Source organism: Amycolatopsis sp. NPDC033938, assembly GCF_055575975.1.
In genome coordinates, this window is sequence record NZ_JBVIRO010000010.1 from 258,681 (window position 1) to 284,657 (window position 25,977).

23 protein-coding genes are annotated in these 25,977 nt (G+C 68.5%); 14 read left to right on the forward strand and 9 right to left on the reverse strand.

The window, feature by feature from the left end; genetic code table 11:
* Entirely contained in the window at positions 1-525 is a 525-nt protein-coding gene (locus ACZ5ZX_RS25075) for a GNAT family N-acetyltransferase (protein ID WP_465504410.1), read from the reverse strand.
* A gap of 10 nt (positions 526-535) precedes the next feature.
* Positions 536-1,321, reverse strand: a complete 786-nt coding sequence (locus ACZ5ZX_RS25080) for a crotonase/enoyl-CoA hydratase family protein (protein ID WP_465504411.1) — start codon at positions 1,319-1,321, stop codon at positions 536-538.
* Between the two features lie 149 nt (positions 1,322-1,470).
* On the opposite strand from ACZ5ZX_RS25080, the gene ACZ5ZX_RS25085 reads away from it, so the two are divergent.
* The 5 genes from ACZ5ZX_RS25085 (at position 1,471) to ACZ5ZX_RS25105 (ending at position 4,613) form a co-directional block, all read left to right on the forward strand.
* A complete protein-coding gene (locus ACZ5ZX_RS25085) occupies positions 1,471-1,611 on the forward strand; it encodes a hypothetical protein (RefSeq protein WP_005166069.1) in 141 nt (46 codons plus the stop codon).
* A 351-nt stretch (positions 1,612-1,962) separates the two neighbouring features.
* Positions 1,963-2,445 carry a helix-turn-helix transcriptional regulator gene (locus ACZ5ZX_RS25090; RefSeq protein WP_465463570.1) on the forward strand — a complete coding sequence of 161 codons (483 nt, stop codon included), beginning with the start codon at positions 1,963-1,965 and terminating at the stop codon, positions 2,443-2,445.
* A gap of 131 nt (positions 2,446-2,576) precedes the next feature.
* Entirely contained in the window at positions 2,577-3,461 is an 885-nt protein-coding gene (locus ACZ5ZX_RS25095; protein ID WP_465504412.1) for a lytic transglycosylase domain-containing protein, read from the forward strand.
* A gap of 396 nt (positions 3,462-3,857) precedes the next feature.
* Positions 3,858-4,235, forward strand: a complete 378-nt coding sequence (locus ACZ5ZX_RS25100) for a hypothetical protein (protein WP_465504413.1) — start codon at positions 3,858-3,860, stop codon at positions 4,233-4,235.
* Positions 4,236-4,259: 24 nt separating this feature from the next.
* Complete coding sequence (locus ACZ5ZX_RS25105) at positions 4,260-4,613, forward strand: DUF3817 domain-containing protein (RefSeq protein ID WP_465504414.1); 354 nt, start codon at positions 4,260-4,262, stop codon at positions 4,611-4,613.
* On the opposite strand, the gene ACZ5ZX_RS25110 is transcribed toward ACZ5ZX_RS25105, so the two are convergent.
* On the reverse strand, positions 4,610-6,031 hold the full coding sequence (locus ACZ5ZX_RS25110) for an MFS transporter (RefSeq protein WP_465504415.1): 1,422 nt from the start codon (positions 6,029-6,031) through the stop codon (positions 4,610-4,612). The two genes, ACZ5ZX_RS25105 and ACZ5ZX_RS25110, sit on opposite strands and share 4 nt — an antisense overlap.
* Positions 6,032-6,168: 137 nt before the next feature.
* Between ACZ5ZX_RS25110 and ACZ5ZX_RS25115 the strand changes: the two genes are divergently transcribed.
* Entirely contained in the window at positions 6,169-6,738 is a 570-nt protein-coding gene (locus ACZ5ZX_RS25115; RefSeq protein ID WP_465504461.1) for a TetR/AcrR family transcriptional regulator, read from the forward strand.
* A gap of 62 nt (positions 6,739-6,800) precedes the next feature.
* Here ACZ5ZX_RS25115 and ACZ5ZX_RS25120 read toward each other — a convergent pair whose 3' ends face one another.
* Together ACZ5ZX_RS25120 and ACZ5ZX_RS25125 are read right to left on the reverse strand one after the other, a co-directional pair.
* Complete coding sequence (locus ACZ5ZX_RS25120) at positions 6,801-8,375, reverse strand: solute symporter family protein (RefSeq protein WP_465504416.1); 1,575 nt, start codon at positions 8,373-8,375, stop codon at positions 6,801-6,803.
* Entirely contained in the window at positions 8,372-8,794 is a 423-nt protein-coding gene (locus ACZ5ZX_RS25125) for a DUF485 domain-containing protein (RefSeq protein WP_465504417.1), read from the reverse strand. Before ACZ5ZX_RS25125 ends, ACZ5ZX_RS25120 begins: the two co-directional genes overlap by 4 nt.
* A 972-nt stretch (positions 8,795-9,766) precedes the next feature.
* Between ACZ5ZX_RS25125 and ACZ5ZX_RS25130 the strand changes: the two genes are divergently transcribed.
* From ACZ5ZX_RS25130 to ACZ5ZX_RS25145, 4 genes are read left to right on the forward strand one after another with little or no spacing between them, the layout of a single operon-like run.
* The gene (locus ACZ5ZX_RS25130; RefSeq protein WP_465504418.1) at positions 9,767-13,198 is read left to right on the forward strand and encodes a sensor histidine kinase; all 3,432 of its coding nucleotides are present in this window, start codon (positions 9,767-9,769) and stop codon (positions 13,196-13,198) included.
* Positions 13,195-13,647, forward strand: a complete 453-nt coding sequence (locus ACZ5ZX_RS25135) for a roadblock/LC7 domain-containing protein (protein WP_005166055.1) — start codon at positions 13,195-13,197, stop codon at positions 13,645-13,647. The genes ACZ5ZX_RS25130 and ACZ5ZX_RS25135 overlap by 4 nt, the downstream gene beginning before the upstream one ends.
* Positions 13,648-13,654: 7 nt before the next feature.
* Positions 13,655-14,401, forward strand: a complete 747-nt coding sequence (locus tag ACZ5ZX_RS25140) for a DUF742 domain-containing protein (protein WP_465504419.1) — start codon at positions 13,655-13,657, stop codon at positions 14,399-14,401.
* Positions 14,402-14,429: 28 nt separating this feature from the next.
* Positions 14,430-14,993, forward strand: a complete 564-nt coding sequence (locus tag ACZ5ZX_RS25145) for a GTP-binding protein (protein WP_007033694.1) — start codon at positions 14,430-14,432, stop codon at positions 14,991-14,993.
* Positions 14,994-15,038: 45 nt separating this feature from the next.
* Here ACZ5ZX_RS25145 and ACZ5ZX_RS25150 read toward each other — a convergent pair whose 3' ends face one another.
* The 3 genes from ACZ5ZX_RS25150 to ACZ5ZX_RS25160 form a co-directional block, all read right to left on the reverse strand.
* On the reverse strand, positions 15,039-15,593 hold the full coding sequence (locus ACZ5ZX_RS25150; RefSeq protein ID WP_465504420.1) for a dihydrofolate reductase family protein: 555 nt from the start codon (positions 15,591-15,593) through the stop codon (positions 15,039-15,041).
* 760 nt (positions 15,594-16,353) lie between these two features.
* The gene (locus ACZ5ZX_RS25155) at positions 16,354-17,007 is read right to left on the reverse strand and encodes a DUF899 domain-containing protein (RefSeq protein ID WP_465504421.1); all 654 of its coding nucleotides are present in this window, start codon (positions 17,005-17,007) and stop codon (positions 16,354-16,356) included.
* The gene (locus tag ACZ5ZX_RS25160; protein ID WP_465504422.1) at positions 17,000-17,338 is read right to left on the reverse strand and encodes an ArsR/SmtB family transcription factor; all 339 of its coding nucleotides are present in this window, start codon (positions 17,336-17,338) and stop codon (positions 17,000-17,002) included. The genes ACZ5ZX_RS25155 and ACZ5ZX_RS25160 overlap by 8 nt, the downstream gene beginning before the upstream one ends.
* Before the next feature lie 136 nt (positions 17,339-17,474).
* Between ACZ5ZX_RS25160 and icmF the strand changes: the two genes are divergently transcribed.
* The 3 genes from icmF to ACZ5ZX_RS25175 are packed head-to-tail and all read left to right on the forward strand — an operon-like array spanning position 17,475 to position 22,585.
* The gene (gene icmF / locus ACZ5ZX_RS25165; protein ID WP_465504423.1) at positions 17,475-20,711 is read left to right on the forward strand and encodes a fused isobutyryl-CoA mutase/GTPase IcmF; all 3,237 of its coding nucleotides are present in this window, start codon (positions 17,475-17,477) and stop codon (positions 20,709-20,711) included.
* A gap of 42 nt (positions 20,712-20,753) precedes the next feature.
* On the forward strand, positions 20,754-21,599 hold the full coding sequence (locus tag ACZ5ZX_RS25170; RefSeq protein ID WP_465504424.1) for an LLM class F420-dependent oxidoreductase: 846 nt from the start codon (positions 20,754-20,756) through the stop codon (positions 21,597-21,599).
* A complete protein-coding gene (locus ACZ5ZX_RS25175) occupies positions 21,596-22,585 on the forward strand; it encodes a TIGR03557 family F420-dependent LLM class oxidoreductase (RefSeq protein ID WP_191254397.1) in 990 nt (329 codons plus the stop codon). Before ACZ5ZX_RS25170 ends, ACZ5ZX_RS25175 begins: the two co-directional genes overlap by 4 nt.
* A 402-nt stretch (positions 22,586-22,987) precedes the next feature.
* Here the strand turns inward: ACZ5ZX_RS25175 and kstR are convergent, their stop codons facing one another.
* Positions 22,988-23,635, reverse strand: coding sequence for a cholesterol catabolism transcriptional regulator KstR (gene kstR / locus ACZ5ZX_RS25180; RefSeq protein WP_037304445.1), 648 nt, complete (start codon positions 23,633-23,635; stop codon positions 22,988-22,990).
* A gap of 170 nt (positions 23,636-23,805) precedes the next feature.
* On the opposite strand from kstR, the gene ACZ5ZX_RS25185 reads away from it, so the two are divergent.
* Positions 23,806-25,881, forward strand: a complete 2,076-nt coding sequence (locus tag ACZ5ZX_RS25185; protein ID WP_465504425.1) for an acyl-CoA dehydrogenase family protein — start codon at positions 23,806-23,808, stop codon at positions 25,879-25,881.
* Positions 25,882-25,977: the final 96 nt, after the last annotated feature.

Consider the following 25,977-nt stretch of genomic DNA (forward strand, 5'->3'; position numbering starts at 1 on the left):
TCAGCCCCCGTCCAGGTCGGACCGCAGCATCGAATAGAGGACGTGGTCGCGCCAGGCCCCGTCCCGGAAGGCGTAGCCGCGCAGCACACCTTCGCGGGTGAAGCCCGCCTTGGTCAGGGAGCGCTGCTCGGCGACGTTGCCCGCTTCCGTCGACGCCTCGACGCGGTTCATCTGCGTATGCGCGAAAAGGTAGCGGACCAGCGACCGCTGCGCCTCGGTCCCGTATCCGTGGCCGCGTGCTTCGGGGATCAGCACGAGACCGGCGTTCCAGCAGTACGACGTCGAGCCGGACCTGGTCTTGTGCCAGGAGACGAAACCGAGCCGCTGGCCGTCGAGGTCGATCATCAGCATCCCGTTGTCCGCGGCGAGCATGCCGGTCTCGTGCCAGCGGCGGCGCAGGAAATGCGGGTCGTGCCAGCCGTGCCATTCGAACTCGCCCGCGGCCCGCGGATCGTTCGTGAGCGCTTCGAGCATCGGCAGGTCTTCTTCGGACACCGGTCTGAGCGCGACTCCGGTTTCTGTCATCTGACAGACACTAGGACCTCGGGCCGTCGAAACTGCCGTGACGCCCCGCGCCCCCGCTGAATCGGCTCGCGCCCTCGACGGCTTCTTCGGCGAGCCCGCCGCCGATCAGCGCGTTCGAAAACTCGGACCGCAGTGCCTCTTCTTCGGTGAGCCCGTACTGGCCGTAGGCGGACTTGCGGTCCGCGCGCAGGCACGCCTGCGGGAACGCCGCCAGTTCGCGGGCGAGGGCCTGCGCGGCGCTCACCGCCTCACCGTCGGGTACGACGCGGTTCGCCAGCCCGATCGCGAGTGCCTCGCCGGCGTCGACCGGGCGGCCGGTGAGGATCAGGTCCATCGCCCGCGAGTGCCCGATCAGCCGGGGGAGGCGCACCGTGCCGCCGTCGATCAGCGGGACACCCCAGCGGCGGCAGAACACCCCGAAGACGGCCGTGCTGTCCGCGACCCGCAGATCGCACCACAGCGCCAGTTCGAGGCCGCCCGCGACGGCGTGCCCGCGGACCGCGGCGATCACCGGCTTCGAGAGGGCCAGCCGCGTCGGCCCCATGGGACCGTCGCCCGCCGGGCTGAGCGAGTTGGTGCGGCCGGTGCCGACGGCCTTCAGATCGGCTCCGGCGCAGAAGGCGTCACCCGAACCGGTGAGCACGGCGACCGCGGCCTCCTCGTCGCCGTCGAAGGCACGGAACGCGTCCGCCAGCGCGGCGGCGGTCGGGCCGTCCACCGCGTTGCGGGCCTCGGGCCGGTCCAGGGTGATCGTCGTCACCGGCCCGTCCCGGTGGACGAGAACGTTTTCGCTCATCTATCGCTCCCTCGGGCGGTTCAGGGTGGGCATGGAGGCCCGGATCTCCTTAAAGTGGTGACAAAGTCCGCAGCGCGCGCGGAGTCATCGTCGCCGACACTACGGTGTGATGGGATGGGGCCATGTCGCCCGGCTTGAAGAAATTCGTTGTGATCGCTGTCGTCGCGCTCGTGCTCTTCTTTCTGATCAGCAGGCCGACTCAATCCGCCGACGCCGTCCACACCGCGCTCGGCTGGCTCCGGTCCGGTGCCGAAGCCATCGTCACGTTCGTGCGGAGCCTCTTCTCCTGACCCGTCGCGCCGATCACCGGTGTCCCTGGTGACGCCGGTGATCACCGTGCGCAGCCACCTGCGGATATCACTCCCTGTCACCGACCTCGGATTTCGGTCGGGCGACTCGACCATCCGGGTGGATTGGCCCCGAAAACCCGCAGGTCGACGAATTCGTGCCCAGGAAGCTCTGGCGGAAGAGACCTCCGCGCCCCTACGGTGCTCACATTGCGTGATCGGTTGGTCTTCCAGGCGCCGGAGCCGGCCTCCTGGGCGAGGGTTTCCGCAGGTGCAAGCCCCAGGGCGAAAGCGGACATCCAGCCGGGCAAGTAAGTCAGGACTTGTCAGTCGGGGAATCATGAGGAGGCAGGGATGACCGGAGATCCCGGAGTCGACGCGTTGATCCGGCAGTGGGCCGCCGAGCGCGAGCAGACCCCCGAGGAGCAGGAGGTCGACCGCATCGCGTCCGCGTGGCTCGCCGACGCGCCCCGTCAGGCGCCCGGGATCCCCGGCCAGCGTCAGCAGTCCGGTCAGGCGCGCTGGGCGCCGGTCGAGGCCGCCGACCCCGGCTACCTCGACGCCATGCGCAGCCGTCTTCCCGATGTCCCGCAGGATCTGCTCGTCGCCGCCGCGGGATGGTGGCAGATGGTCGGCGGCGTCGCCGAGGCCGAGGCCTGGTGGGACGCCGGCATCAGCCCGCTCGACCAGCGCGCGCTCGACTACCGCGCGGCCGGGCTCGCCCCGTCCGACCTGAGCCGCCGTCTCGGTCCGATGACCGTTTTGCAGCACCTTCGCCGCGGCAGCGCCCCGGCCTGGTGCGTGGCACGGCTGGCGAGGCAGCAGAAGTCCGCCTGATGAGAACTTCTCGCACACGCGGGTGAACCGGCGTGGCAGAGGCGATCCCGGCGACCGCGTAACGCTAACCTGCGCGGGCTCGTTGTTCGAGCATCGGTCGTGATCGCCGCCCACGCTGGAGGACCCGCTTCGTGCGCACCACCCCGGAAAACGACGAGCTCGTCGCCGACCCGGCCAAGCCCGTTCCGCCACGTCGCGGGGCGGGCGGCGCCGTTCTCGTCAGGCTGGTGGTCGTACTGGCCGTCCTCGGTCTCGCCGGGGGCGGGATCTGGCTGGTGACCAAGGCGTCCGCCCCGGTCGCGAGCCCGACGACGATGGAGATCCCCGCCTTGCAGGTCAAGGCGGCGGACGTGAAACCGGGAACGGTCGTCCCGGTCAACGCCACGCCCGCCGGCGGAGCGGCCCAGCAGACCTCGCCGCAGCAGGCGCAGCCGAAAACGGGCAAGGACCCGCTGGCCGCGTGGACCGAACGGGCGGCGCAGGCCACCGGCATCCCGGCCAGGGCACTGCTCGCCTACGGCACGGCCGAGCTGGCGATGCGCCAGCTGCAGCCGAGCTGCAAGATCTCGTGGGCCACGCTCGCCGGCATCGGCCGGATCGAATCGAATCACGGTCAGTACGGCGGCGCGGTCCTCGGCCAGGACGGCCGCCCGTCGAAACCGATCATCGGTGTCCCGCTCGACGGCTCACCCGGCGTCAAGGCGATCGGGGACACCGACGGCGGTCAGTTCGACGGGGACGCGGCCGTCGACCGCGCCGTCGGCCCGATGCAGTTCATCCCCAGCACCTGGCGCCGCTACGCCGCCGACGGCAATCGCGACGGTGTCGGCGACCCGCAGCAGATCGACGACGCGTCGCTGGCGGCGGCACGTTATCTGTGCGTCGGCAACCGGGACATGTCGGCCGCCTCGGGCTGGTGGCAGGGCATCCTGTCCTACAACAACTCGACGGAGTACGCGCAGAAGGTCTTCGGGCTGGCGGACGACTACGCGAAGGCCGTGCAGTCCCGCTCGTGAGGGACTCTGGCGTGTTGCTTGCGACATCGGGTCGTTCTGGCCAACGGTGTTTAGGTGCCTATGCCGGGTGAGCCCGGTCGCGGCCGGGCCGTGAAGGGCCCCTTGAGGGACTCAGAGTCCCTCAAAGTTCCCCTCACCTCTCGTAGACGAGCCTCACGAGCCTCAGCGGCACCACCAGGCGCAACGGCGGCGCGTGAAGGACCCCTTCCCTCGGCTCAGCCGAGGAAACTCGACCTTCACACCTTCCCCAGTCTGTGAAGGCCTCCTTCCCTACTTTGAGCGTAGGGAAGGAGGCCTTCACGGACTCCGAGCCGCGAGAGCGCCGGAGCCGGGACCAAGGTCCCGAGTGCCCCGGTCGGCGAAGTTTCGGACCGCCGCCAGTGCTAGCGTCGATGCGTGCCCGCACCGTCTGTCACCCTGCGCCGTCTCGGCATCGCCGGCGTCTGCCTGGTGAGCCTGGCGCTGTGCTGCGGGCTCGCCTGGTGGCAGTGGGAGCGGTTCTCCTCGGCGAGCGGGACCTTCCAGAACCTGGGCTACGTCCTGCAGTGGCCGCTGTTCGGATTGTTCCCCGCGTTCATGTTCTGGCGGATCCGTAAGCTCCGCCGCCAGGCCGCGGAGGCCGACACCCCGGAGCGGACGGCCGAGACCGCCGTCCCCGAAGTGCCCGCTCCCCGGCAGAGGCGCGCCCCGGCGCCTCGGCCGCCCGCCCCCGAAGACGACGAGCTCGCCGCTTACAACAGGTACTTGCGCGAACTCAACGCCCGCGACGAGTAGTTCCCCAGAGAGGTTCGAGACCCTATGACCACCCGAACTGACGACGCCGCCCCGGCCCGCTCGGTCTCGCTGGGCGGGCCGCTGATCCGGTTCCGCGTCGCCGCGTACGCCACCGGTGTCGCCCTGCTCGGGCTGGTCGTCGAGATGCTGCTGCAGTACGTCTTCCGCGTGGAACTTCCCCAGTTCGTGAAGATGATCCCCATGGTCCACGGCGGGCTCTACCTGATCTACCTGCTGCTCGCGGTCGACCTCGCGATCAAGGCCCGCTGGTCGATGAAGGGCACCCTCCTCGTGCTGATCGCCGGCTGCATCCCGTTCTTCTCGTTCGTGATGGAGCGCAAGGTCACGCACAAGGTCGACGCGGGTCAGAAGCTCTAAGCCCGGCGCCGGAAGGTCAGCGCCACCAGGAACGACAGCGCCGTCACCACGGCCGCCGCGGTGAAGGCGGCGGTCATCCCGCCGACGGTGGTCTCCGCCGGGCTCCCGGACGGCGTCCGCGTCACCGCGCCGAACACGGTGATCAGGATCGCGAGCCCCAGCGTCGCCCCGACCTGCTGCATCGTCTGCAAAGCGCCACCGGCGGCACCCGCGTCCTCGGTCGGCACCGTCGCCATGATGATCACGCTGAGCGGGGAGAACGCCATCCCCGCGCCGACGCCCATCAGCAGCATCGGCCCGAGCAGATGCGCGAAGTAGCCGCTGTCCGTGGTGAGCGTGGTCAGCCAGACGACGCCGGAGGTCATCAACGCGGTCCCGGTCAGCGCGAGCGGTTTGGGCCCGAACCGGGGGAGCAGCCTCGGGATCAGCCTGCTGAGCAGGAACATGCAGACCGCCATCGGCAGGAACGCGAAGCCGGTCTCCAGTGCGGCGAAACCCGCGATGTCCTGCAGGAACTGGGTCAGGAAGAAGAACATCGACATCATCGCCATCGGCCCGAGGAAGAAGTTGACGTAGGCCGCGGCGCGGTCGCGTTCGGCGAACAGGCGCAACGGGATCAGCGGTTCGCCCACCCTGGTTTCGATGGTGACGAACGCGGCCAGCAGAGCCAGTCCGGCGGCGAGAGCGCCGAGGGTGATCGTGTCGCCCCAGCCGTGTGACGCGGCGTGGGTGAAGGCGAACACGAGCGAGCCGACGCCGAGGGTGCCGGTGAGCGCGCCGGGCAGGTCCAGCCGGGCGCGTCGTCGCGGAGGATCGGCGACATACCGCGAGGTGAGCAGGACGATCGCGAGCCCGAACGGGACGTTGATGTACAGCGCCGCGCGCCACGAGATCCATTCGGTCAGCAGCCCGCCGAGCAGCAGGCCGATCGCGAAACCGCTGCTGGACATCGCCGAGAACATTGCCAGCGCGCGCACCCGTGCCTTCGCTTCGGTGAACGTGCTGGTGATCAGCGCCAGTGTGCTCGGACCGGCGAGTGCCGCGCCGACACCCTGCGCGATCCGGGCGGCGATCAGCATTTCCGCCGAGTCGGCGAGGCCGCCGAGCAGGGAGGCGGCGGTGAACACGCCCGCGCCGACGACGAACATCCGGCGGCGGCCGAACAGATCTCCAGCCCGGCCGCCGAGCAGCAGCAAGCCGCCGAAGACCAGGCTGTACGCGGTCATCACCCAGGAGAGGCCGGTGTCGGTGAAGCCGAGGTCGGATTGGATGCGGGGGAGCGCGACGTTCATCACCGTCGCGTCGAGGATGAGCATGAGCTGGCAGGTCAGCACGATCGGGAGGACCAGCCGGTGCGGACGCGGTGGGGCCTGTGCCGTCTCCGGCCTAGGCTCGGTACGCAGGGTTCGCTCGGTCAAGGAATACTCCAAAGACATAACGAGATGAAGCGGAGAGACTCTCCACTTGAGGTCGTGAGCGATGATATGGAGACTGTCTCCGCTTACGCAAGTGGATTCGGAGAATGTCTCCGTTTTCGTCGCCCGAGGAGGTGCAGATGGTCACGGCCGATCCGGCCCGGCCCATGCGCGCGGACGCGCGGCGCAACTACGAGCGCATCGTGGCCGTGGCGAAGAAGGCGTTCACCGACGACGGGGTGGACGTGCCCGCCGACGACATCGCCAAACGCGCCGGGGTCGGCGCGGGCACGCTGTACCGGCACTTCCCGACCCGCGACAAACTGATCGAGGCGGTCTATCGCGACGAGATCGACGGGATGGCCCAGCAGGCGTTCGACCTGCTCGACCGGCTACCGCCGGGCGAAGCGCTCGAGGCGTGGCTGGCCACGCACGTCGCCTACGTGGTTGAGAAGCACGGTCTCGCGACGACACTGAAGGCGTCCGTCGACGCCGGGTCCGAGGTCTTCGCCTGGTGCCAGTCGCGGCTGCGGTCGGCGTCCGACGCGATCGTGAGGGCGGCTCAGGACGCGGGTGTCCTCCGGGAGGACGTCACCGGGATCGACATCCTGCGGCTGGGCCATGGAGTGGGTTCGGCGGCGAGCAAGGCGTCGCCTGAGGACGCGAAACGGCTGCTCTTGGTCGTGCTGGACGGCCTCCGGACGCCATGAAAGGTCCTTTCCTTGCAAATTTTGCAAGGAAAGGACCTTTCATGGCGCGCGCGGGGCGCAGATCAGGAGCCGATCCCGGTGAGGGACCGCACCTCCATCTCGGCGTGCTTGACCGGATCGGCCTTCGAGCGCCCGACGAACGTGCCGACGAAGCCGCACAGGAACGAGAACGGGATCGACACCAGACCCGGGTTCTTCAGCGGGAACCAGTGGAAGTCGACGCCCTTGATGATCGAGTCCGCCGCCCCGGACACCACCGGCGAGAAGAACACGAGCACCAGGCTCGCGATCAGTCCGCCGTAGATGCCCCACAGGGTGCCGGTGGTGTTGAACCGCTTCCAGAACAGCGAGTACAGCAGCGTCGAGAGGTTCGCCGAGGCCGCGACCGCGAACGCCAGCGCCACCAGGAACGCGATGTTCTGCCCGTTCGCCAGGATGCCGCCCACGATCGCGAACGCCCCGACGGCGACCGCGGTCAGCCGGGCGACCCGGACCTCCGCGGCCGGTTCCGCCTTGCCGTGTTTGAAGATGTTGGCGTAGACGTCGTGGGCGAAGGAGGCCGACGCGGTGATCGTCAGCCCGGCGACGACGGCGAGGATGGTCGCGAAGGCCACCGCCGAGACGACGCCGAGCAGTACGGTGCCGCCGATGTTCAGTGCCAGCAGCGGCGCCGCCGAGTTCTCCCCGCCCGGCGCGTTCTTGATCGCCTCCGGGCCGACCAGCGCGGCCGCGCCGAAACCGATGACCAGCGTGCAGAGATAGAAGACGGTCATGCACGCGGTCGCCCACACCACCGAACGCCGAGCCTCGCGCGAGTTCGGCACCGTGTAGAAGCGCATCAGCACATGCGGCAGCGCGGCGGCGCCGAGGACCAGCGCCAGCGCCAGCGAGACGAAGTCGAGTTTCGTGACCTCGCTCTTGCCGTACGAGCCGCCCGGCTGCAGCAGCTCGTCACCGAGTGGGCTCTTGTCGGCGGCGGCCGAGAGCAGGTTCGAGAAGCTGAAGCCGAACTTGCCGAACAGGAACACGGTGATCAGGGCACCGGTCAGCAACAGGATGGTCGCCTTGATGATCTGCACCCACGTGGTGCCCTTCATCCCACCGACCAGCACGTACAGCACCATGACGATACCGACGACACCGATCACCAGCGCCTGGCCGATCCCGCCGTGGATGTCCAGCAGCAACGCCACCAGCCCGCCGGCGCCCGCCATCTGCGCGAGCATGTAGAAGAAGGAGATCACCAGCGTCGACGTCGCGGCCGCGGCGCGGACCGGGCGCTGCTTCATCCGGAAGCTCAGCACGTCGCCCATGGTGAAGCGGCCGGTGTTGCGGAGCAGTTCCGCGATCAGGAGGAGATCGACCAGCCAGGCGACGAGGAACCCGATCGAGTACAGGAAGCCGTCGTAGCCGTGGATCGCGATCGCCCCGGCGATGCCGAGGAACGACGCCGCCGAGAGGAAGTCGCCCGAAAGCGCGATGCCGTTCTGCCGCCCGGTGAAGGCGCTGCCCGCCGCGTAGTAGTCCGAAGTGGAGGAGTTGCGCGTGCTGGCGCGGTACACCACGTACAGGGTGATCGCGACGAACAGCGCGAAGACCACGACGTTCAGGATCGGGTCGTTGTCGGGGATGCTCATCGCTCACCCGCCTCGACCGAGGCCCGCAGCCGCTCGACCTTGGGGTCGAGCCGCTTGTTGGCGAACCTCAGGTAGGCGATCGTGATCAGCACCGTGCTGGCGAACTGGCCGAGCCCGAGCAGGATGCCGACGTTGACCTCGCCGAACACCTTCCGGCTCATGAACTCGTGCGCGTAGGCCGCCAGCAGCACGTAGGTCATGTACCAGGTGAAGAACAGCAGGCTCATCGGGAACACGAACCGCCGGAAGGACTTGCGCAGCGCGACGAACTCCTTGCCGTGCTGGATCCGGTCGAAGTCCGGGCCGGTGCCGCGGGGCGGCGCGGGCGCGGGCGCTCGCCCCCGGACGAACAGCGCGGGCATCTGCCCGGTGTCCTCGAGAGCGTTGCTCGCCGCGAAGGGACGCGCGACGTCGGTCATGGGTTCCTCCGGGGGCTTGCTGGCATCCGGGCGCGGTATGGAGCGCACATACTAACTACGCCTTCGAGTGCTCTGAAAAGGCGACCCCGCTTGCGTGAACGCATGTGCGGGTATTCGTTTTCCGGTCGCGATTAGGTTCCGGGAATTCGTTTCGGCCGGAATGACAGGGCCTTTATCACTCGTAATAGTGAGCAAGTTTGTCACGCGCGGTCGTCGCCCGAACGGAGCACTGCGGCAAATGGTTGAGGGTGACCACGCTGTGTCCCTCGTTTTGGTGACAGATCGTAGTTTTGCTTCCTGGTCGCGCCGGGCTTCGATACTCTGCCCGCCATCGCGAGGCGGGGAAGATCCCCTGGCTCACCCGGTATCCCGAAAGAAATCACCTGCCTCGGGGTTGCCGAGCCGACCGGAACGGCAAGGCCACAACATCGGGCACAGATTTGGGCTTGACCCACCCATTGGGGGCACGGAAAGTAGTTCGACCGGGCGACGCGGCTACCGAGCGTAGGCTGTTCGGGTGACCCAGGCGCACCCTGCGTCGGCGCAAGCTGTAACCGGAATTCCCTCGTTTGTGACGCGGAGGCGGTTTTCGGTCCTTGTACATCGTTCGGGAATACACTTTTCGCAGGTCAGCGCCCGTGTGCTGAACGGAATTGACGGTACCCGGATTGGTGTACGATTCTTTGGCCCGGCTGACCCGCAGTGATCGATTGGCAAAGCAAAGTTGATCTCGACGACCATGCACTTCGCAGGTTGCGACCTGCACGTGCAGGTGCAAGACCTTCCGGAGCGGACCGGTGTCCCTGGGGGCACCCGGATCGCCGGACCGGGTCTCTCCTGTCGCGGTCGATCACGTGGTCAGGCCGGGGCCGAGTTCTCCGCAGGTAGGTTCCTCGCGGGAACGGACGCCTCAGACCGTGCCAGGACGCCGGACAGGGAGTCACCTACGTGACCGTTGCAGGAGAAGGCCAAGTGCCTGTCGGGGAGCTGCTGGGACGCACTCCCCGGCCATCGCGGTGGGCCACCGGCTGGCGCGCGCTCGTGCGCTGGCGGGACTGGAGCCTGCCGGTGAAGCTGTCGGCCGTGACACTGGTGCCGATCCTCATCGCGCTCGCGCTGGGCATCGCCACCATCGCGAGCCAGGTCGGCCGTTCCGACGGCTATCAGCGGCTCGACCGCCTCGTCGCGCTGAGCGGGCAGATCCGCACGCTCGCCGACGGGCTCGGGCGCGAACGCACCCAGTCCGCCGCCGGGCTGACCGCCGGCACCGTCGGCGGCACCCTCGAGCTCGCCTCCGCCCGCGGCGACGTCGACACGGCCATTCCGTTGTATCGCGCCGCCGCGGTCAGGGCCGTGGAGGCCGAGCCGTCACTCGCGCAGGCGAAGGACGCCGCGACCGCCCAGCTGGACAAGCTGGCCGACATCCGGCAGCGGGCCTCCGCCGGACAGCTCGATCCGGTCCAGGCCATCGGTGAGTACACCGAAGTCACCACCGCGCTGCTCGCCGTCGACACCGCGCTGGCCGCCGGCGCCAGTGAAGACGCCCTCGGCAGCACCCCCGCCGCGTTGCACGACCTCGCCGTGATGAAGGAACAGCTGTCGCTGAGCCAGGCGCTGGTCTCCTTCGGCATCGCCCGCTCGGGTCTCGCGCCGAGCGAGCTCACCCAGGTACGCACCGCCGAACTCCGGCTGGCCGACCGGTTCACCGACTTCCGCGCCGCCGCTTCGGAACAGCAGCGCCAGGAGTTCGCCGCCGTCGTCAGCGATGACGCGATGGAGACGCGCGACAGGCTCGCGAAGACCGCCCTGGGCGACCAGGGCACGCCCACCGAACAAGCCTTCCGCACGCTGTCCGCGCAGGGCTGGACCGACGCGTCGACCACGATGATCACCAAGGTCGGCGAGGTCGCGAACCAGTTCGGCGCGCGGGCGAACGCGGTGTCGGCCGAACTGGTCGACGACGCCAGCAGCGGCGCGGGCCTGCTCGCGGTCCTGCTGTTCGGCGCGATGGTGCTCGCCGTCGCCGTCGTCTTCCTCATCACCCGCCAGCTGCTGCGCTCGCTGAAGGTGCTGCGCGCCAGCGCGCTCGACGTCGCCGAGAAACAGCTGCCCGACGCGGTCCGCAACATCCAGGAGGGCCGCTCGCAGGGCACCGACGTCCACCCCGTCCCCGTCGGCAGCGACGACGAGATCGGCGAGGTCGCCAGGGCCTTCGACAAGGTGCACCACCAGGCGCTGCGCCTGGCCACCGAGCAGGCCTCGATGCGGACCGGCTACAGCAACGTGTTCGTCAACCTCTCCCGCCGCAGTCAGAGCCTCGTGCAGCGGCAGCTGCAGCTGATCGAACGGCTGGAGCGTGACGAGGAAGACGCCGACCAGCTCGCCACGCTGTTCCAGCTGGACCACCTCGCCACCCGCATGCGCCGCAACAACGAGAACCTGATGGTCCTTTCCGGCGCCGAGCCGGGCAGGCGGTCCGGTCAGCCGGTCTCCGCCAGTGACGTGGTCCGCGCGGCGGTGTCCGAGATCGAGCAGTACCAACGGGTCACCGTGCAGAACCCGCCACCGGTCCGGCTGGTCGGGTACGCGGCCAACGATCTGATGCGCCTGATCGCCGAGCTGCTGGACAACGCCACCGCCTTCTCCGCCCCGGAGACGCAGGTGACCGTCGCGACCCGGCTACTCGAAGACGGCTCGTTCGGCATCGACATCCTCGACAAGGGCATCGGGATGAACGAGGCCGAGGTCGCCGAGGCCAACGCCCGGCTCACCGAGGCACCCAACGTCGACCTCACCACCTCGCGCCGGATGGGCCTGTTCGTGGTCGGACGGCTGGCCAGCAGGCACCGCATCGGTGTCTCGCTGCACGGCGGCAAGGACATCGTCGGCGTGCGCGCCACCGTCTCGGTCCCGGCGGATCTGGTGATGGTCCCGGTGGGGGATCCCGGTCCCGCCACCGGTCCGATCACCCAGCGCCTCGCGCCGCTGCCGCCGCAGCAGCCGGGCGGCCTGCCCCGCCGCCAGCGTCCCGCCAACGGCTCGCGGCCTGCCATGCCGAGCGTGCCGTCGCAGGGCGGTGACCGGTGGCCGTCGGCGAACGATCTGGCCGGGCACACCAAATCCGGGCTGAACGGGCACACCCACACCCAGGAACCGCGGCCGCCGTCGGACGTGGAGATCTCGGGAACCGCGTTGTTCAGCCCGATCCCCAAGGACCAGACGACACCTCCGCCCGCTCAGCCGCCGTCGGCGCCGCAGCCTCGCCTGCCGGAGCCGGAGCCCGCCGCCGAATCCGAGCCGGTCGCGAAGGAAGCGGAAAAGCCCGCCGAGCCGAAGAAGGCCGCGTCCGCCGCGACGGAAGGCGAGCTGCCCAGCGGCAAGGAGCTGTTCGAGGCCAAGAACAGCACCACGCTGAGCGAGTGGTGGAGCCAGGCGGCCCCGCCCGCCGCTCCGGTGGTCCCGCCGCCCACCGCGTCGGAGACGACGCCGATCTTCGACGAGATGCTTTCGGCGTGGTTCCGTTCGCCCGCCCCCGCGCCGGAGAAGTCCGCGGCCAAACCCGCGGACAAGAAGGAGAAGCAGGGGAAGAAGGAGCCCGCCGAGAAGAAGGCCGCCGAAGCCGGTTCCGCCGACGAGCAAGAGGCCCGCAACTGGGACTTCGCCAGCGACAAGGCGTTCCGCACGGTCCAGGAGGTCTCTCAGACCGCCCCGTCGACGTTCACCCAGGCCGGGCTGCCGCGCCGCCGCAAGGGCGAGCAGCTGCTGCCGGGCAGCGCGCTGTCGTCGATCCCGGCCGCCGAACCCACCGCCAAGTCGGAGCTGCCGGTCCGCGACCCCGCGAACGTGCGCGGGAGGCTGAGCAGCTTCCAGCAGGGCGTCAAACGGGGCCGCAAGGAGACCGCGGGCAAGACCGCGCCCGCCACCACGCAGCTCCCCGCCCCCGAGACGGCCGCGGCCCCGGAACCCGCCAAGGCTCCCGACGCACCCGAGACCGCCAAGGCGCCGGAGACGGCCGCTCGGCCCGCCTCGCCGCCTGCCACGCTGCCCACCCGGCGTCCGGAGAAGAACGCGCAGGCAGCGACGCCGGAAGCGGAGCCCGCCACCGCCGTCGAGCGGACCGACGCGTGGAACTTCGGTTCCGACGAGGGCTGGAAGGCCGCCCAAGCGGTGTCCCAGTCAGTGCCCTCGAAGACGACTTCGGCAGGATTACCCAGGCGCCGTCGCGGGGAGCAACTGCTTCCGGGCAGCGCGGGACCCCCCGCCGGGGCGGTCACCCCCCGACCACAGCGAGACGCGCACGACGTGCGCGGTCGCCTGAGCAGTTTCCAGCAGGGCATCCAGCGCGGACGGCACCGCACGGCCCAGGCGACCGAAGCCAACCACGAAACCCTGGAGGGTGAATGACCTCGCCGAACCCGGCCCAGCCCCAGCAGAACCAGTTCGGGTGGCTGGTGAATGACTTCGCCGAGCGGGTGCCCGGAGTGGCGCACGCCGTGGTCGTGTCGGCGGACGGCCTCCTGCTCACCGCGTCGAGCAGGCTCCCGCTCGACCGGGCGGACCAGCTGGCCGCGGTCGCGTCCGGGCTGGTGAGCCTGACCCAGGGCGCCGCACGGTGTTTCGAGGCAGGCGCGGTCAACGAGACCGTCGTCGAGATGGAACTCGGCATCATGGTGCTGATGTCCATCAGCGACGGCTCCTGTCTGGCCATCCTCGCCGCCCCGAACTGCGACATCGGACAGGTCGCCTACGAGATGACGATGCTCGTCGACCGGGTGGGCCAGATCCTCACTCCGGAACTCCGCGCGCAATTGCAGGGCGCCGGTGGGTCGCTGATCGGCGAACCGGTGGGATGATGTCTCGATGAGCACCGGGTCCGGATCCTTCGGTGAACAGCCGGGGACGGGTGAACGACAGCCTCCGCGCGCGGGGGCTGCCAATGCTGCCGGTTCACGGGACGACGGCACGTTCGCCGACGTCCTGAACGGCTTCACTCTGGATTCGGGCCGTGGTCGTCGGAAGCGCAAGAAGAGCAAGCAGTCCGAGGATTTCCCGGTGAGCGGAGCACACGCCGCCGGGGAATCGGCAGTCCCGCAGCCGACCGATCAAGGAGACCGCGTGACCTCACTTGCTTCTCCACCCGACAGCGGCGCAGGCGCCGTCGGGCCGAGACCAGGTGGTCTTTTCGACCCGGGCCCGCCCAGTGGCGAGTTCATCATGCCCGCCGTCTTCGAGCAGGGGCCGTCACCGCTCGAAGAGACGGCGATCGTCCGTCCCTATGCCCTCACCGGCGGCCGGACCAAGGCGAACTACGCTCTTGAGCTGGAGACGCTCATCTCCACCAAGGACCACGTCGCCGCGGGTAGCCTCCCCGCGGGGGCCACGGAGCAGATCGAGTGCGTTTCGATCATCGAAGAGTGCCGGACCCCGCGCTCGGTCGCCGAGATCGCGGCGACCTTGCGGGTACCGCTGGGTGTGGCACGCGTGCTGATCAGCGACGCGGCGGACGCGGGACTGGTCAGCGTGCACAAGACGATTTCGGGCAATGACGGCGCCGAGGCACATCTGGTGTTGATGGAAAGGGTTTTGAGTGGACTCCGTCGGCTTTAAGGCACCGCGGGAAACCGCGCCCCCGACCATGACATCCGCGAAGATCGTCGTGGCGGGTGGCTTCGGTGCGGGTAAGACGACCTTCGTCGGTTCGGTGTCGGAGATCGTCCCGCTCACCACCGAGGCGATGATGACGGACGCCAGTCGGGGGATCGACAACCTCGACCAGACGCCCAACAAGTCGACCACCACGGTCGCGATGGACTTCGGCCGCGTGTCCCTCGACGCGGACCTGATCCTCTATCTGTTCGGCACGCCCGGGCAGCAGCGGTTCTGGTTCATGTGGGACGACCTCGTCCGCGGCGCGATCGGCGCCGTGGTGCTGGCCGACACGCGGCGGCTGGCCGACTCGTTCGCCCCGATCGACTTCTTCGAAGACCGGGGCCTGCCCTACATCGTCGGGGTCAACACCTTCGACGGCATCCTCGAACACGACATCAACGACGTGCGTGAAGCGCTGTCGATCGACCCCAACATCCCGATCGTCCGCTGTGACGCCCGGGAGCGGGAGTCGACGAAGCAGACGTTGATCACGCTGGTCGAATACGCCATGCGGCAGTGGATCGCCTTGCGGGCGAGCAACGCGAGGTGACCTGACGGCGGCAGCGTAGGGGCTGCCGCCCAGGGGACACCTCACTCACTTTTCGTAGGTCAGCAGTACCGCGCGCCCGTCCATCGTCCGGGTGCCGGTCAACCGCAGGTCCGTCCGGACGCCGCCGCCGAACACCTGCTTGCCGCCGCCGAGCACCACCGGGTGCACGACGACGTGGAACTCGTCGATCAGGCCGAGGTCGGCGAGCGCCGTGGCCAGTTCGGCCCCGCCCATCAACAGCAGATCCTTGCCGGGCTTGCCTTTGAGCCTGGCGACGTTTCCGGCGAGGTCGCCACCGATGACCTCGGTGCCCCAGTCCGCGGTTTCGAGCGTCCGCGAAAAGACGATCTTGGGTGTCTCCCGCCAGATCGGCGCGTACGCGAGGTCGTGCGGGTGATCCGAAATCTCCTCCGCCCGCGGCCAGTACGACGACATCATGTCCCAGACCCGCCGTCCGTAGAGGAGGGTGTCGGCGCGGTCGTTGAGTTCCTGGGAGTGGGCGGACAGCTCCGGGCCCATCGCGGCCCAGTCGAACTCGCCGTTCGGGCCTTCGACCCGGCCGTCGAGCGAGGTGTGGACGGCGTAGACGAGCTTGCGCATGGCTTGATCCTTCCGGTGTGGCGCCCGCCTTCCGGGCGCCGGACACCAAGGGGTCGGAGCGGAGCCGGGGTTCTCGACATGGCCTCTTCGCATTTAGAGGACTAAATGCGAAGAGGCCATGTCGCCGGCTTTCAAGACAGGCTGGGAGGGAGCCACAGATTCGGGTGCCCTTGAGAGGTAAGGCAAAGGTCCGTGAAGGCCTCCTTCCCTACCTTGAGGGTCAGGGGCCCGGCGAAGTCGCATAACTGCTGGTCGGCTCCACCGTTAGAGCGGGACACAGCGAAAGTGTCGTGATGGACCCGGCGGGAGCGGGGTCACGCGAAGCGGCCACACCCGGCTCTCGACTGTCCTCAAGGGACATTTTATGAGACGAATGTGCCCGGTTTGGGCAAGTTGCGCGGTTTCAGGAGGGGGTCGTGAGTGTTAATGAGCGTTCTAACCCGAATCGCCACTCACGACCCCGCCCCGAACCGTACATAGCGACATCAATCGGATACTCAATCACCCGGCGATGTCCCTTGTGGACACTGAACCCGCTGGCGTCCCTAACCAGGCCTGCCCCACGTTGATCAAACTCCACCACCGGCGCATACGACCCCGTCGCAGCCAGGACGTCTGACCTGCAAGATCACGGACTTCCTGGCCCTCCAAAACCGTACATAGAGGCATCAACCGGAAGTTTTGCCGCCTGGTGAGGACGCTCGGTACCGGTCGGCGCTCGACACCCTCGCCGCATTCAGAGGACTGAATGCGAAGAGGCTCAGTACTCGTCGTGCCGCTTCCACCAGTGCCCGGGGCCGTCGGTCCCGCGACCGGACTCCTCCCACGCCTCCTGCCGCCCGAACGGCGTCAGGTCCAGGTAGCGCAGCGTCCCCACCAGCTGGTCGGCGCCGCGGCCGGCGGTGAAGTACGTCCGGAACACCTCGTCGCCGTCACGCAGGAAGACGCTGACGCCGAATCCGCCATCGATGCCGCAGTCCGGGTTGAAGTCGTCGGCGGTCGAGACCCACGGGACGGTCCAGCCCATCCGTTCCTTGTATCGCTCGATCTCGGGCAGCGTCGCCGGCGCGACCACATACAGCGTGGTGTCGCGGGCGTGCAGGTGCGCGAGGTGGCCGATGTTGTCCACGACCATCGAGCAGCCGGGGCAGCCCGCCTTCTGGCCTGGGTTGAGCATGAAGTGGTAGACGACCAGCTGGCGCCGTCCCTCGAACAGGTCCAGCAGCGTGACCCGCCCCTGCGGTCCCTCGAATTCGTACTTGCCGTCGAAGCGGACCATCGGCAGCCGTCGCCGTTCGGCGGCGACCGCGTCCGCGGCCCGGGTGAGTTCCTTTTCCTTGATCAGCAACGCGTCTCGCGCGACCTGCCATTCGTCGGCCGAGACGACCTCCGGCAGTGTGACGGTCTCAGTCATTTCGTTCGCCTTTCTGCAGTTCCGCCAGATGCTGTTCCATGCGGTCGAAGCCGCCTTCCCAGAAGCGCCGGTACCGCTCGACCCAGTCGGCGACATCGCCGAGCGGAGCGGCCTCCAGGCGGCAGGGCCGCCACTGCGCGGTCTTGGTCCGGCTGATCAGTCCCGCGCGCTCGAGGACCTTCAGATGCTTGGAGATGGCCTGGAGGCTGACCGAAAAGGGCTCGGCCAGCTCGTTGACGCTCGCCTCCCCGGTGGCGAGCCGGGCGAGGATGGCGCGCCGCGTGGGGTCCGCCAGTGCGGCGAACGTGGCGCTGAGCTGATCAGTGGTCATCGCTGCTCAATCAATCGGTTGTTTAACCCTTCGGTTGAATATACTGGTGCGTGTCGATCTGTCAAGAACGAGTGAGAGCGCCGTCACGCGAGTGGATGGGTTTAAAACAGTAGGAAGTCCAAGTATTTTGGAGGGTATGACCACCGACCTGCACCGGCCCGTGAATCCCGTTCGCTTCGTGACGGCGTCGAGCCTCTTCGATGGGCACGACGCGTCCATCAACATCATGCGGCGCATCTTGCAGTCGCAGGGCGCGGAGGTCGTTCACCTCGGGCACAACCGGTCGGTCGACGAGGTCGCCACCGCGGCCATCGCCGAGGACGTCCAGGGCGTGGCCATCAGCGCCTATCAGGGCGGGCACGTCGAATACTTCAGTTACCTGGTCGAGCTGCTGAACGAACGCGGCGCCGGGCACATCAAGGTGTTCGGCGGCGGGGGCGGGGTCATCGTCCGCGAGGAGATCGACCTGCTGCACTCACGCGGCGTCGCGCGGATCTTCTCGCCGGAAGACGGCTACGAGATGGGTCTCCCGGGCATGATCAACCTGATGATCAAGGCCTGCGACACGGACCTGTCCGCGCAGTCGCCGGGCTCGCTGGACAAACTGCTTTCGGGTGACATCCCGGCGTTGTCCCGGGTCATCACCCAGCTTCAGCGCGAATCGCTGTCGCCGGAGTGGCTCGGCAAGATCACCGAAGCCGCCAAGACGCGGCAGGTGCCGGTCCTGGGCATCACCGGAACGGGTGGTTCCGGCAAGTCGTCGCTCACCGACGAGCTGATCCGCCGGTTCCGGCTGGACCAGGAGGACAAGCTCCGCATCGCCGTGCTGGCCGTCGACCCGTCGCGCCGCAAGGGCGGGGGAGCGCTGCTCGGCGACCGGATCCGGATGAACTGCCTCGACGGCAGCCCCGTCTACTTCCGCTCGCTGGCCACCCGGACCACCAGCGGTGAGATCCCCACCGGTCTCTCCGAGTCGATCCTCGCCTGCAAGGCCGCGGGCTTCGACCTGGTGATCGTCGAGACGCCGGGTATCGGCCAGGGTGACGCCGGCATCGTCGACTACGTGGACCAGTCGCTGTACGTCATGACGCCGGAGTTCGGCGCGGCGTCGCAGCTGGAGAAGATCGACATGCTCGACTTCGCCGACGCGGTGGCGATCAACAAGTTCGAGCGCCGCGGCGCCGAGGACGCCCGCCGTGACGTCGCGCGTCAGCTCGTCCGCAACCGTGAGGCGTTCAGCTCCTCGCCCGAGGACATGCCGGTCTACGGCACCAGCGCCGCGAAGTTCAACGACGACGGCGTCACCGCGCTCTACCAGCACTTGCGCGACACGCTCGCCGAACGCGGCCTGACCGTCTCGCCCGGCGTGCTGCCGAAGGTCGAGGGCAAGGTCTCCACCGACGCCAGCACGATAATCCCGGCCAACCGGTCGCGCTATCTCGCGGAGATCGCCGAAACCCTCCGCGGCTACCACGCCAAGACCGAGCAGCAGGTCGCCGCGCTGCGCAAGTACGAGCATCTCGCCGCCGCCAAGGAGGCGCTGGCCACCGTCGACGCGAGCACCGACGCGCTCGACGGGCTGCTCGCCGCGGCCGAGTCCGATGTGGACGGCGAGTCGACGAACCTGCTTTCGCGTTTCCGTGAACTCGCCGAGTCCTACCGCGCCGACGAGCTGGTCGTGAAGATCCGCGACAAGGAACTGCACACCCAGCTCTGGCGCGACACGCTGTCCGGCAACCGGATCCCGCGCGTGGCGCTCCCGCGCTACACCGAATCCGGTGAGCTGCTGTCCTTCCTGCGCCGCGAGCACCTGCCCGGATACTTCCCTTACACCGCGGGTGTCTTCCCGTTCAAACGCGAGGGCGAGGATCCGGCGCGGATGTTCGCCGGCGAGGGCGATCCCTTCCGTACCAACAAACGGTTCAAGCTGCTGTCGGCCGATTCCGAGGCGAAGCGCCTTTCGACCGCGTTCGACTCGGTGACGCTGTACGGGCACGACCCGCACACCCGTCCCGACATCTACGGCAAGGTCGGCACCTCCGGCGTGTCCATCGCGACGCTCGAAGACATGAAGGTGCTCTACGACGGCTTCGACCTGACCTCGCCGAGCACCTCGGTGTCGATGACGATCAACGGCCCGGCGCCGACGATCCTCGCCTTCTTCCTCAACACCGCGATCGACCAGCGCGTCGAGGCGTTCAAGGCCGAACACGGCCGCGCGCCGTCCGAAGCCGAGATCGCCGAACTGCGTGAATGGGCGCTGCGCAACGTCCGCGGCACTGTGCAGGCGGACATCCTCAAGGAGGACCAGGGGCAGAACACCTGCATCTTCTCCACCGAGTTCAGCCTGCGCATGATGGCCGACATCCAGGAATGGTTCATCGAGCACGGCGTCCGCAACTTCTATTCGGTGTCGATCTCCGGCTATCACATCGCCGAGGCCGGGGCGAACCCGATCTCGCAGCTGGCGTTCACCCTGTCGAACGGTTTCACCTACGTCGAGAGCTACCTCGCGCGCGGGATGGACATCGACGACTTCGCGCCGAACCTGTCGTTCTTCTTCTCCAACGGCATGGACGCCGAGTACTCGGTGCTGGGCCGGGTCGCGCGGCGGATCTGGGCGGTCGCGATGCGGGAGCGCTACGGCGCCAACGAGCGTTCGCAGAAGCTCAAGTACCACGTGCAGACCTCCGGCCGGTCGCTGCACGCGCAGGAGATGAGCTTCAACGACATCCGCACCACGCTGCAGGCACTGTGCGCGCTGTACGACAACGCGAACTCCTTGCACACCAACGCCTTCGACGAGGCGATCACCACGCCGTCGGAGAGCTCGGTGCGGCGCGCGATGGCCATCCAGATGATCATCAACAAGGAATGGGGCCTGTCGAAGAACGAGAACCCGTTGCAGGGCTCGTTCATCATCGACGAGCTGACCGATCTGGTCGAAGAGGCCGTCCTGCTGGAGTTCGACCGGATCTCCGAACGCGGTGGCGTGCTCGGCGCGATGGAGACCGGCTACCAGCGCGGCAAGATCCAGGACGAGTCGATCCTCTACGAACGCCAGAAGCACGACGGCACGCTGCCGATCATCGGCGTCAACACCTTCCGCAACCCGAACGCGGGCGAGGACGACGTCGAGGTCGAACTCGCGCGGGCGACCGAGGACGAGAAGCGGTCGCAGCTGGAGCGGCTCGAGGACTTCCAGCGACGCCACCACGACGAGGCGCAGGTCGCGCTCAAGACCCTGCGCGAGGCGGCGACCCGGGGCGGAAACCTGTTCGGCGTGCTGATGGACGCGGCACGGGTCTGCTCACTCGGCCAGATCACCGAGGCGTTCTTCGAGGTGGGCGGGCAGTACCGCCGCAACGTCTAGCGGCAGGGAATATCGCGGCGCGTGTCCGGGTAGTTGCTGGACATGGAGATCGGAATCGCCACCTTCATCACCGATGAAGGCATCAGGCCGGACGTCCTCGCCGCCGCGGCGGAGGAGCGCGGGTTCAGCTCGCTGCAGATCGCGGAGCATTCGCACATCCCGGTGAGCAGGGAAACGCCGTACCCGGGTGGCGGCGAGCTGCCGAGGGTCTACTACCGGACCTTGGACCCGTTCGTCGCGCTGACGGCGGCGGCCGGGGCCACGTCGAACCTGAAACTGGGCACGGGCGTCGTGCTGCTGCAGCAGCGCGACGTCATCCACACCGCGAAAGAGGTCGCTTCGCTGGACCTGGTTTCGCGCGGCCGGTTCCTGTTCGGCGTCGGCGTCGGGTGGAACCGGGAGGAAATGCGCAATCACGGCACGGATCCGAAGACACGCGGCGCGCTCGTCGACGAGCAGCTGGCCGCGCTGAAGGAGATCTGGACCAAGGACGAGGCCGAGTTCCACGGCAAGCTCGTCGACTTCGATCCGATCTTCGCGTGGCCCAAGCCGGTGCAGAAGCCGCATCCGCCGATCTACATCGGTGGCGCGGGGGAGAAGGCGATGCAGCGGATCGCGAAATTCGGTGACGGCTGGCTGCCGCACGCCCACACCCCGCCGGAGGAGCTTCGCAAGGCCCGTCAGTGGCTGGCCGACCAGGGCCGGAGCGACGTCAAGTTCTCCGCTTTCGGTGCTTCGCCGGAGGAGGACGCGCTGCGCGCGCTGGCGAGCGGAGGCGTCGACGAGGCGACGCTCTTCCTGCCGACCGAGCCCGAAGCGGAGACACTGGAACGACTCGACCAGTACGCGAAGGTCGCCGAGAGCTTTCGAAAGGGGCAGCAGGCGTGACTGAGGTTCAAATCGGCTTGGCCGCGGCACTCGAGCAGTTCTCACCGCGCGAGTCGATCCGGCTGGCGGCGCTGGCCGAACAGCACGGATTCTCCGGCCAGATGGCCGCCGACCACTTCCAGCCCTGGGTCCCGCAGCAGGGCGAGGCCTCGTTCGTGTGGAGTGTGCTCGCCTCGCTGGCGGAGAACACCACCGGCGACCTCGGCCCCGGCGTGACCTGCCCGTCGTTCCGGCTGCACCCGTCGATGGTCGCCCAGGCCGCGGCGACGCTGGAGGCCACCTACCCCGGCCGCACCTGGCTCGGCATCGGCTCCGGTGAAGCGCTCAACGAGCACATCATCGGCGGCTACTGGCCGGAGGCGCCCGAGCGGGTGCGGCGGATGTTCGAGGCGCTCGAGGTCATCCGGAAGCTGTTCACCGGCAAGGACGTCAAGCACAGTGGCGAGTTCTTCAAACTGCACACCACCCGGCTGTGGACCCTGCCGGACGAGCCGCCGCCGATCTACATCGCGTCGGCGGGCCCGTACACCTCGCGCAAGACCGGGGAACTCGCCGACGGACTGATCACGCCGGGCGCGTCGATCGAGAAACTCGCGGGCATCCTGGACAACTTCGGCACGGGCGCGCGCAAGGCGGGCAAGGACCCGGACTCGATGCCGAAGCTGCTGCAGGTGCACCTGTCGTGGGCCGAGGACGACGAAACGGCGTGGGCCAACGCGATGGACCAATGGCCCAACGGGGGCATGAAGTTCCCGAAGGCCGACATCCGCTCGCCGTTCGACTTCGCGCAGATGGCCAAACTGGTGCGGCGCGAGGACTTCGAGGGCCGCATGGTCGTCTCGTCCGATCCGGACGTGCACCGCGCGGCGCTGCAGAAGTACGTCGACGCCGGTTTCAACCGGATCTACATCCACAATGTGGGCCGGAACCAGGACGAGTTCATCGAGACGTTCGGGCGGGACGTGCTTCCGAAGCTGACCGCCTGAGACTGCTTGGCTTGGCTTGGCATGGTTCTGATGCGCGTGAAGGCCCCCTTCCCTCGGCTCAGCCGAGGGAAGGGGGCCTTCACGCGCAAAAACGCCACCACAAAAGGCCCATTAGTCACACCAGCCTCAGGCGCCCTCCTTGAGGGAATCAGAGTCCCTCAAGGAGGCCCTTCACGGACCGACCGCCGCAGGCTTACCCGGCAGTAGGTGCTTAGAACATCTCTTGGCTCTGGTCTGAATCGCCACTCATGACCCCGACTTTGCCGAGCCCGACCCCGGGGTGCGCCGGACATGAGGGGTATCCGCGTTGAAGGGGTCTTTCCTCGCTCTCGTGCCATGAAAGGTCCTTTCCTTGCAAATTTCGCAAGGAAAGGACCTTTCATGGCACGAGAGCGAGGCCGGTCAGTCGTTCTTGTCCAGCAGCAGGTGCACCGAAAGTTCCAGCCGGTTCGCCACGTCCGCCGCCGACGCGCGCCGGGTCACCCAGGCGACCAGGTTCGCCATCCAGACGTCGGCGATGACGTGGAAGATGTCGCGGTCGGCCTCGGTCGGGTCCTCGATGCCCATGGCCTTGGCGAACATGTTCTCCATCAGCCGCCCGACCTGCTCGACCTCGGCGGCCGCGGTGGTGTCGGCGAACATGAACGCGCGGACCATGGCCTCGGTCAGATGCGGGTCGCGCTGCATCAGCCGGGTGTTGCGGCCGAGGACGAACATCAGCCGCTCGCTCGGGGTGTCGCCGGGGATGGCGGCGCGTTCGAGTTTCTCCTGCGCGCGTTCGAATTCCCGGGCCAGCCCGGAAACGAGCAGGTGGATCTTCGAGGGAAAGTAGCGGTACAGCGTGCCGAGCGCGACGTCCGCCTTCTCGGCGACCGCCCGCATCTGGACCGCGTCGTACCCGCCTTTCGCGGCGAGGGTCAGGGTCGCGTCGATGATGCGGCGGCGCCGGTCGCGTTGTGCCGCGGAGCCGAGCTCTTCGCCGCCCAGCGCGGAGAGACCGTTGCCGCTTCGCGCCTTCGCGCTCGTGGGTGCCTTGGCCTTCCCTGGCATCGCCACGCCCCCTTCGTCGAACCGCTCTATCGAACCGAGCTTCGGAACTTGTTCCACTTTCCCCGCGTAGCGTACCTAAGCGGACGAACGGTTCAAGTCGCGACCCACTGGGCAAGAAACTGTAACACGTTCTACACTCGCCGGTAGGTCACCGCGAGGAGGTCCCACCCGTGTCGATCGCGCTCACCGAGGAACAGACGGCGCTGGCCGCGTCGATCAGGGCGTGGGCGGCCTCCGCCCGGCCGGTCGACGCGGTCCGAAGCGGACGGATCGCCGGGCCGCCGCCAGGGCTGGCGGAACTCGGCCTGTTCGGCGTCGCGATCCCCGAAGACGTCGGCGGAGCGGGCGGCACGCTCGCCGATCTGGCCGCCGGGTTCGCCGAAGCGGCCGAAGCGCTCGTGCCCGGTCCTGTGCTCGGAACGGCGTTGGGCGGCGCGGTGCTCGCGACGGTTCCCGAGGCCGCCAAGGAGATCCTGCCCGGACTCGCGGACGGCAGTGAACAGCTGGCGGTCGTACTCGGTCCGGGTTTCCTCGTGTCCGACTCGGTCGTCGACGGCGAGTCGGGACCGGCACTCGACGTTCACCCGTCGGCATGGCTGCTGGTTCTCGCAGGCGACCTCTCCGTGCTCATTCCACCGGGGACGTCCGGTGTGGACATCGAGCAGTGCGACCCGTTCGACGTATCCCGTCCGGTCGGCCGGGTCCGGTGCGCGGGGGTGCGTCCCGAAGCGATTTTCGAGTCGCTGCCCGTGGTCGACTACGCCGCCACCCTCGGTGCCGCCGAAGCCGCCGGGATCGCCCGATGGTGTCTCCGGACCGCCGTCGAGTACGCGAAGGTGCGAGAGCAGTTCGGCCGTCCCATCGGGGCGTTCCAGGCGATCAAGCATCTTTGCGCGGAAATGCTCTGCCGCGCCGAAGCCGCCGACGCCCTCGCGTGGGACGCGGCGAGGGCCGCCGAGAACCCGGCGCAGCATCCTCTCGCGGCCGCCACGGCGGCGGCCTACGCCCTCGACGCGGCCGTGGCCAACGCGAAGGACTGCATCCAGGTCCTCGGTGGCATCGGATTCACCTGGGAGCATGACGCGCACCTCTACCTGCGTCGCGCCGTAGCCCTGCGTCAGTGGCTCGGCGGAACCGCCCGCTGGCGCCGTCGCGCCGCCGAACTCGCGCTGGGCGGTGACCGCCGGACGCTGGGCGTCGACGTCGGGGAAGACGTCGAACTCCGTGACCTGGTCGGCGAAATCGCCACCCTGCCGGAACCCGGCCGCCGCGTCGCGCTGGCCGACAGCGGACTTTTGGCGCCGCATTGGCCTCCGCCGTACGGCCGGGGCGCCACGGCCGCCGAGCAGCTGCGGATCGACGCCGCCCTCGCCGACGCGGGCGTCCGCCGTCCGGATCTGGTCATCGGCGCGTGGGCCGTGCCGACGCTGCTCGAACACGGTTCGCCGGACCAGCGGGAACGCTTCGCGGCACCCACCTTGCGGGGCGAGATCACCTGGTGCCAGCTGTTCAGCGAGCCCGAGGCGGGCTCCGATCTCGCGTCTTTGCGCACGACGGCCAGGCGCGTCGACGGCGGCTGGCGGCTGAACGGGCAGAAGGTCTGGACGTCGCTCGCGCGCGAAGCGGACTGGGCGATCTGCCTGGCGCGCACCGATCCGGCCGCGCCGAAACACCAGGGCATCACCTACTTCCTCGTCGACATGACCGCCGGCGGGATCAGCACCCGCCCGCTGCGCGAGATCACCGGCGACGCCGTCTTCAACGAGGTGTTCCTCGACGACGTCTTCGTGCCGGACGACCAGGTGGTCGGCGAGGTCGGCGGCGGCTGGCGGCTCGCGCGCACGACCCTGGCGAACGAACGGGTCGCCCTCGGGAGCGGGTCCGCGGTGGGGGAAGGCGTCGAGAATCTGCTCACCGTCCTCGACGGCGGTGCCGATCTCGACCGCCTCGGCGGCCTGATCGCCGAAGGCAGCGCGTGTTCGGTCCTCGACCTGCGGGCCACACTACGGCGGCTCGACGGCCAGGACCCGGGTGCCGAGTCGAGTGTGCGGAAACTGCTGGGCGTCCGGCATCGGCAGGCGGTGGCGGAATTCGCGCTGGAGAACCTGGGCGAGGACGCGCTCGTCGCCGGGGACCCCGCGCAGCACGAGTTCCTGCTGACCCGGTGCCTCAGCATCGCGGGCGGCACGACGCAGGTGCTGCTGTCGCTGACGGCCGAACGGCTCCTGGGCCTTCCGCGGTCCTGAAAGTCCCGGTCACAGCCCCGCGGCGCGCCATGAAAGGTCCTTTCCTGGCAAAATTTGCCAGGAAAGGACCTTTCATGGCACCGCTGCCCGCCGCCT

Coding starts and splice junctions, on each gene's coding strand:
- ACZ5ZX_RS25090 (WP_465463570.1), top strand. CDS start 1,963: ATGACCGGAGATCCCGGAGTCGACGCGTTGATCCGGCAGTGGGCCGCC.
- ACZ5ZX_RS25080 (WP_465504411.1), bottom strand. CDS start 1,321: ATGAGCGAAAACGTTCTCGTCCACCGGGACGGGCCGGTGACGACGATC.
- ACZ5ZX_RS25155 (WP_465504421.1), bottom strand. CDS start 17,007: ATGACTGAGACCGTCACACTGCCGGAGGTCGTCTCGGCCGACGAATGG.
- ACZ5ZX_RS25120 (WP_465504416.1), bottom strand. CDS start 8,375: ATGAGCATCCCCGACAACGACCCGATCCTGAACGTCGTGGTCTTCGCG.
- ACZ5ZX_RS25105 (WP_465504414.1), top strand. CDS start 4,260: ATGACCACCCGAACTGACGACGCCGCCCCGGCCCGCTCGGTCTCGCTG.
- ACZ5ZX_RS25170 (WP_465504424.1), top strand. CDS start 20,754: ATGGAGATCGGAATCGCCACCTTCATCACCGATGAAGGCATCAGGCCG.
- ACZ5ZX_RS25125 (WP_465504417.1), bottom strand. CDS start 8,794: ATGACCGACGTCGCGCGTCCCTTCGCGGCGAGCAACGCTCTCGAGGAC.
- ACZ5ZX_RS25135 (WP_005166055.1), top strand. CDS start 13,195: ATGACCTCGCCGAACCCGGCCCAGCCCCAGCAGAACCAGTTCGGGTGG.
- icmF (WP_465504423.1), top strand. CDS start 17,475: ATGACCACCGACCTGCACCGGCCCGTGAATCCCGTTCGCTTCGTGACG.
- ACZ5ZX_RS25115 (WP_465504461.1), top strand. CDS start 6,169: ATGGTCACGGCCGATCCGGCCCGGCCCATGCGCGCGGACGCGCGGCGC.
- ACZ5ZX_RS25075 (WP_465504410.1), bottom strand. CDS start 525: ATGACAGAAACCGGAGTCGCGCTCAGACCGGTGTCCGAAGAAGACCTG.
- ACZ5ZX_RS25145 (WP_007033694.1), top strand. CDS start 14,430: ATGACATCCGCGAAGATCGTCGTGGCGGGTGGCTTCGGTGCGGGTAAG.
- ACZ5ZX_RS25160 (WP_465504422.1), bottom strand. CDS start 17,338: ATGACCACTGATCAGCTCAGCGCCACGTTCGCCGCACTGGCGGACCCC.
- kstR (WP_037304445.1), bottom strand. CDS start 23,635: ATGCCAGGGAAGGCCAAGGCACCCACGAGCGCGAAGGCGCGAAGCGGC.
- ACZ5ZX_RS25150 (WP_465504420.1), bottom strand. CDS start 15,593: ATGCGCAAGCTCGTCTACGCCGTCCACACCTCGCTCGACGGCCGGGTC.
- ACZ5ZX_RS25140 (WP_465504419.1), top strand. CDS start 13,655: ATGAGCACCGGGTCCGGATCCTTCGGTGAACAGCCGGGGACGGGTGAA.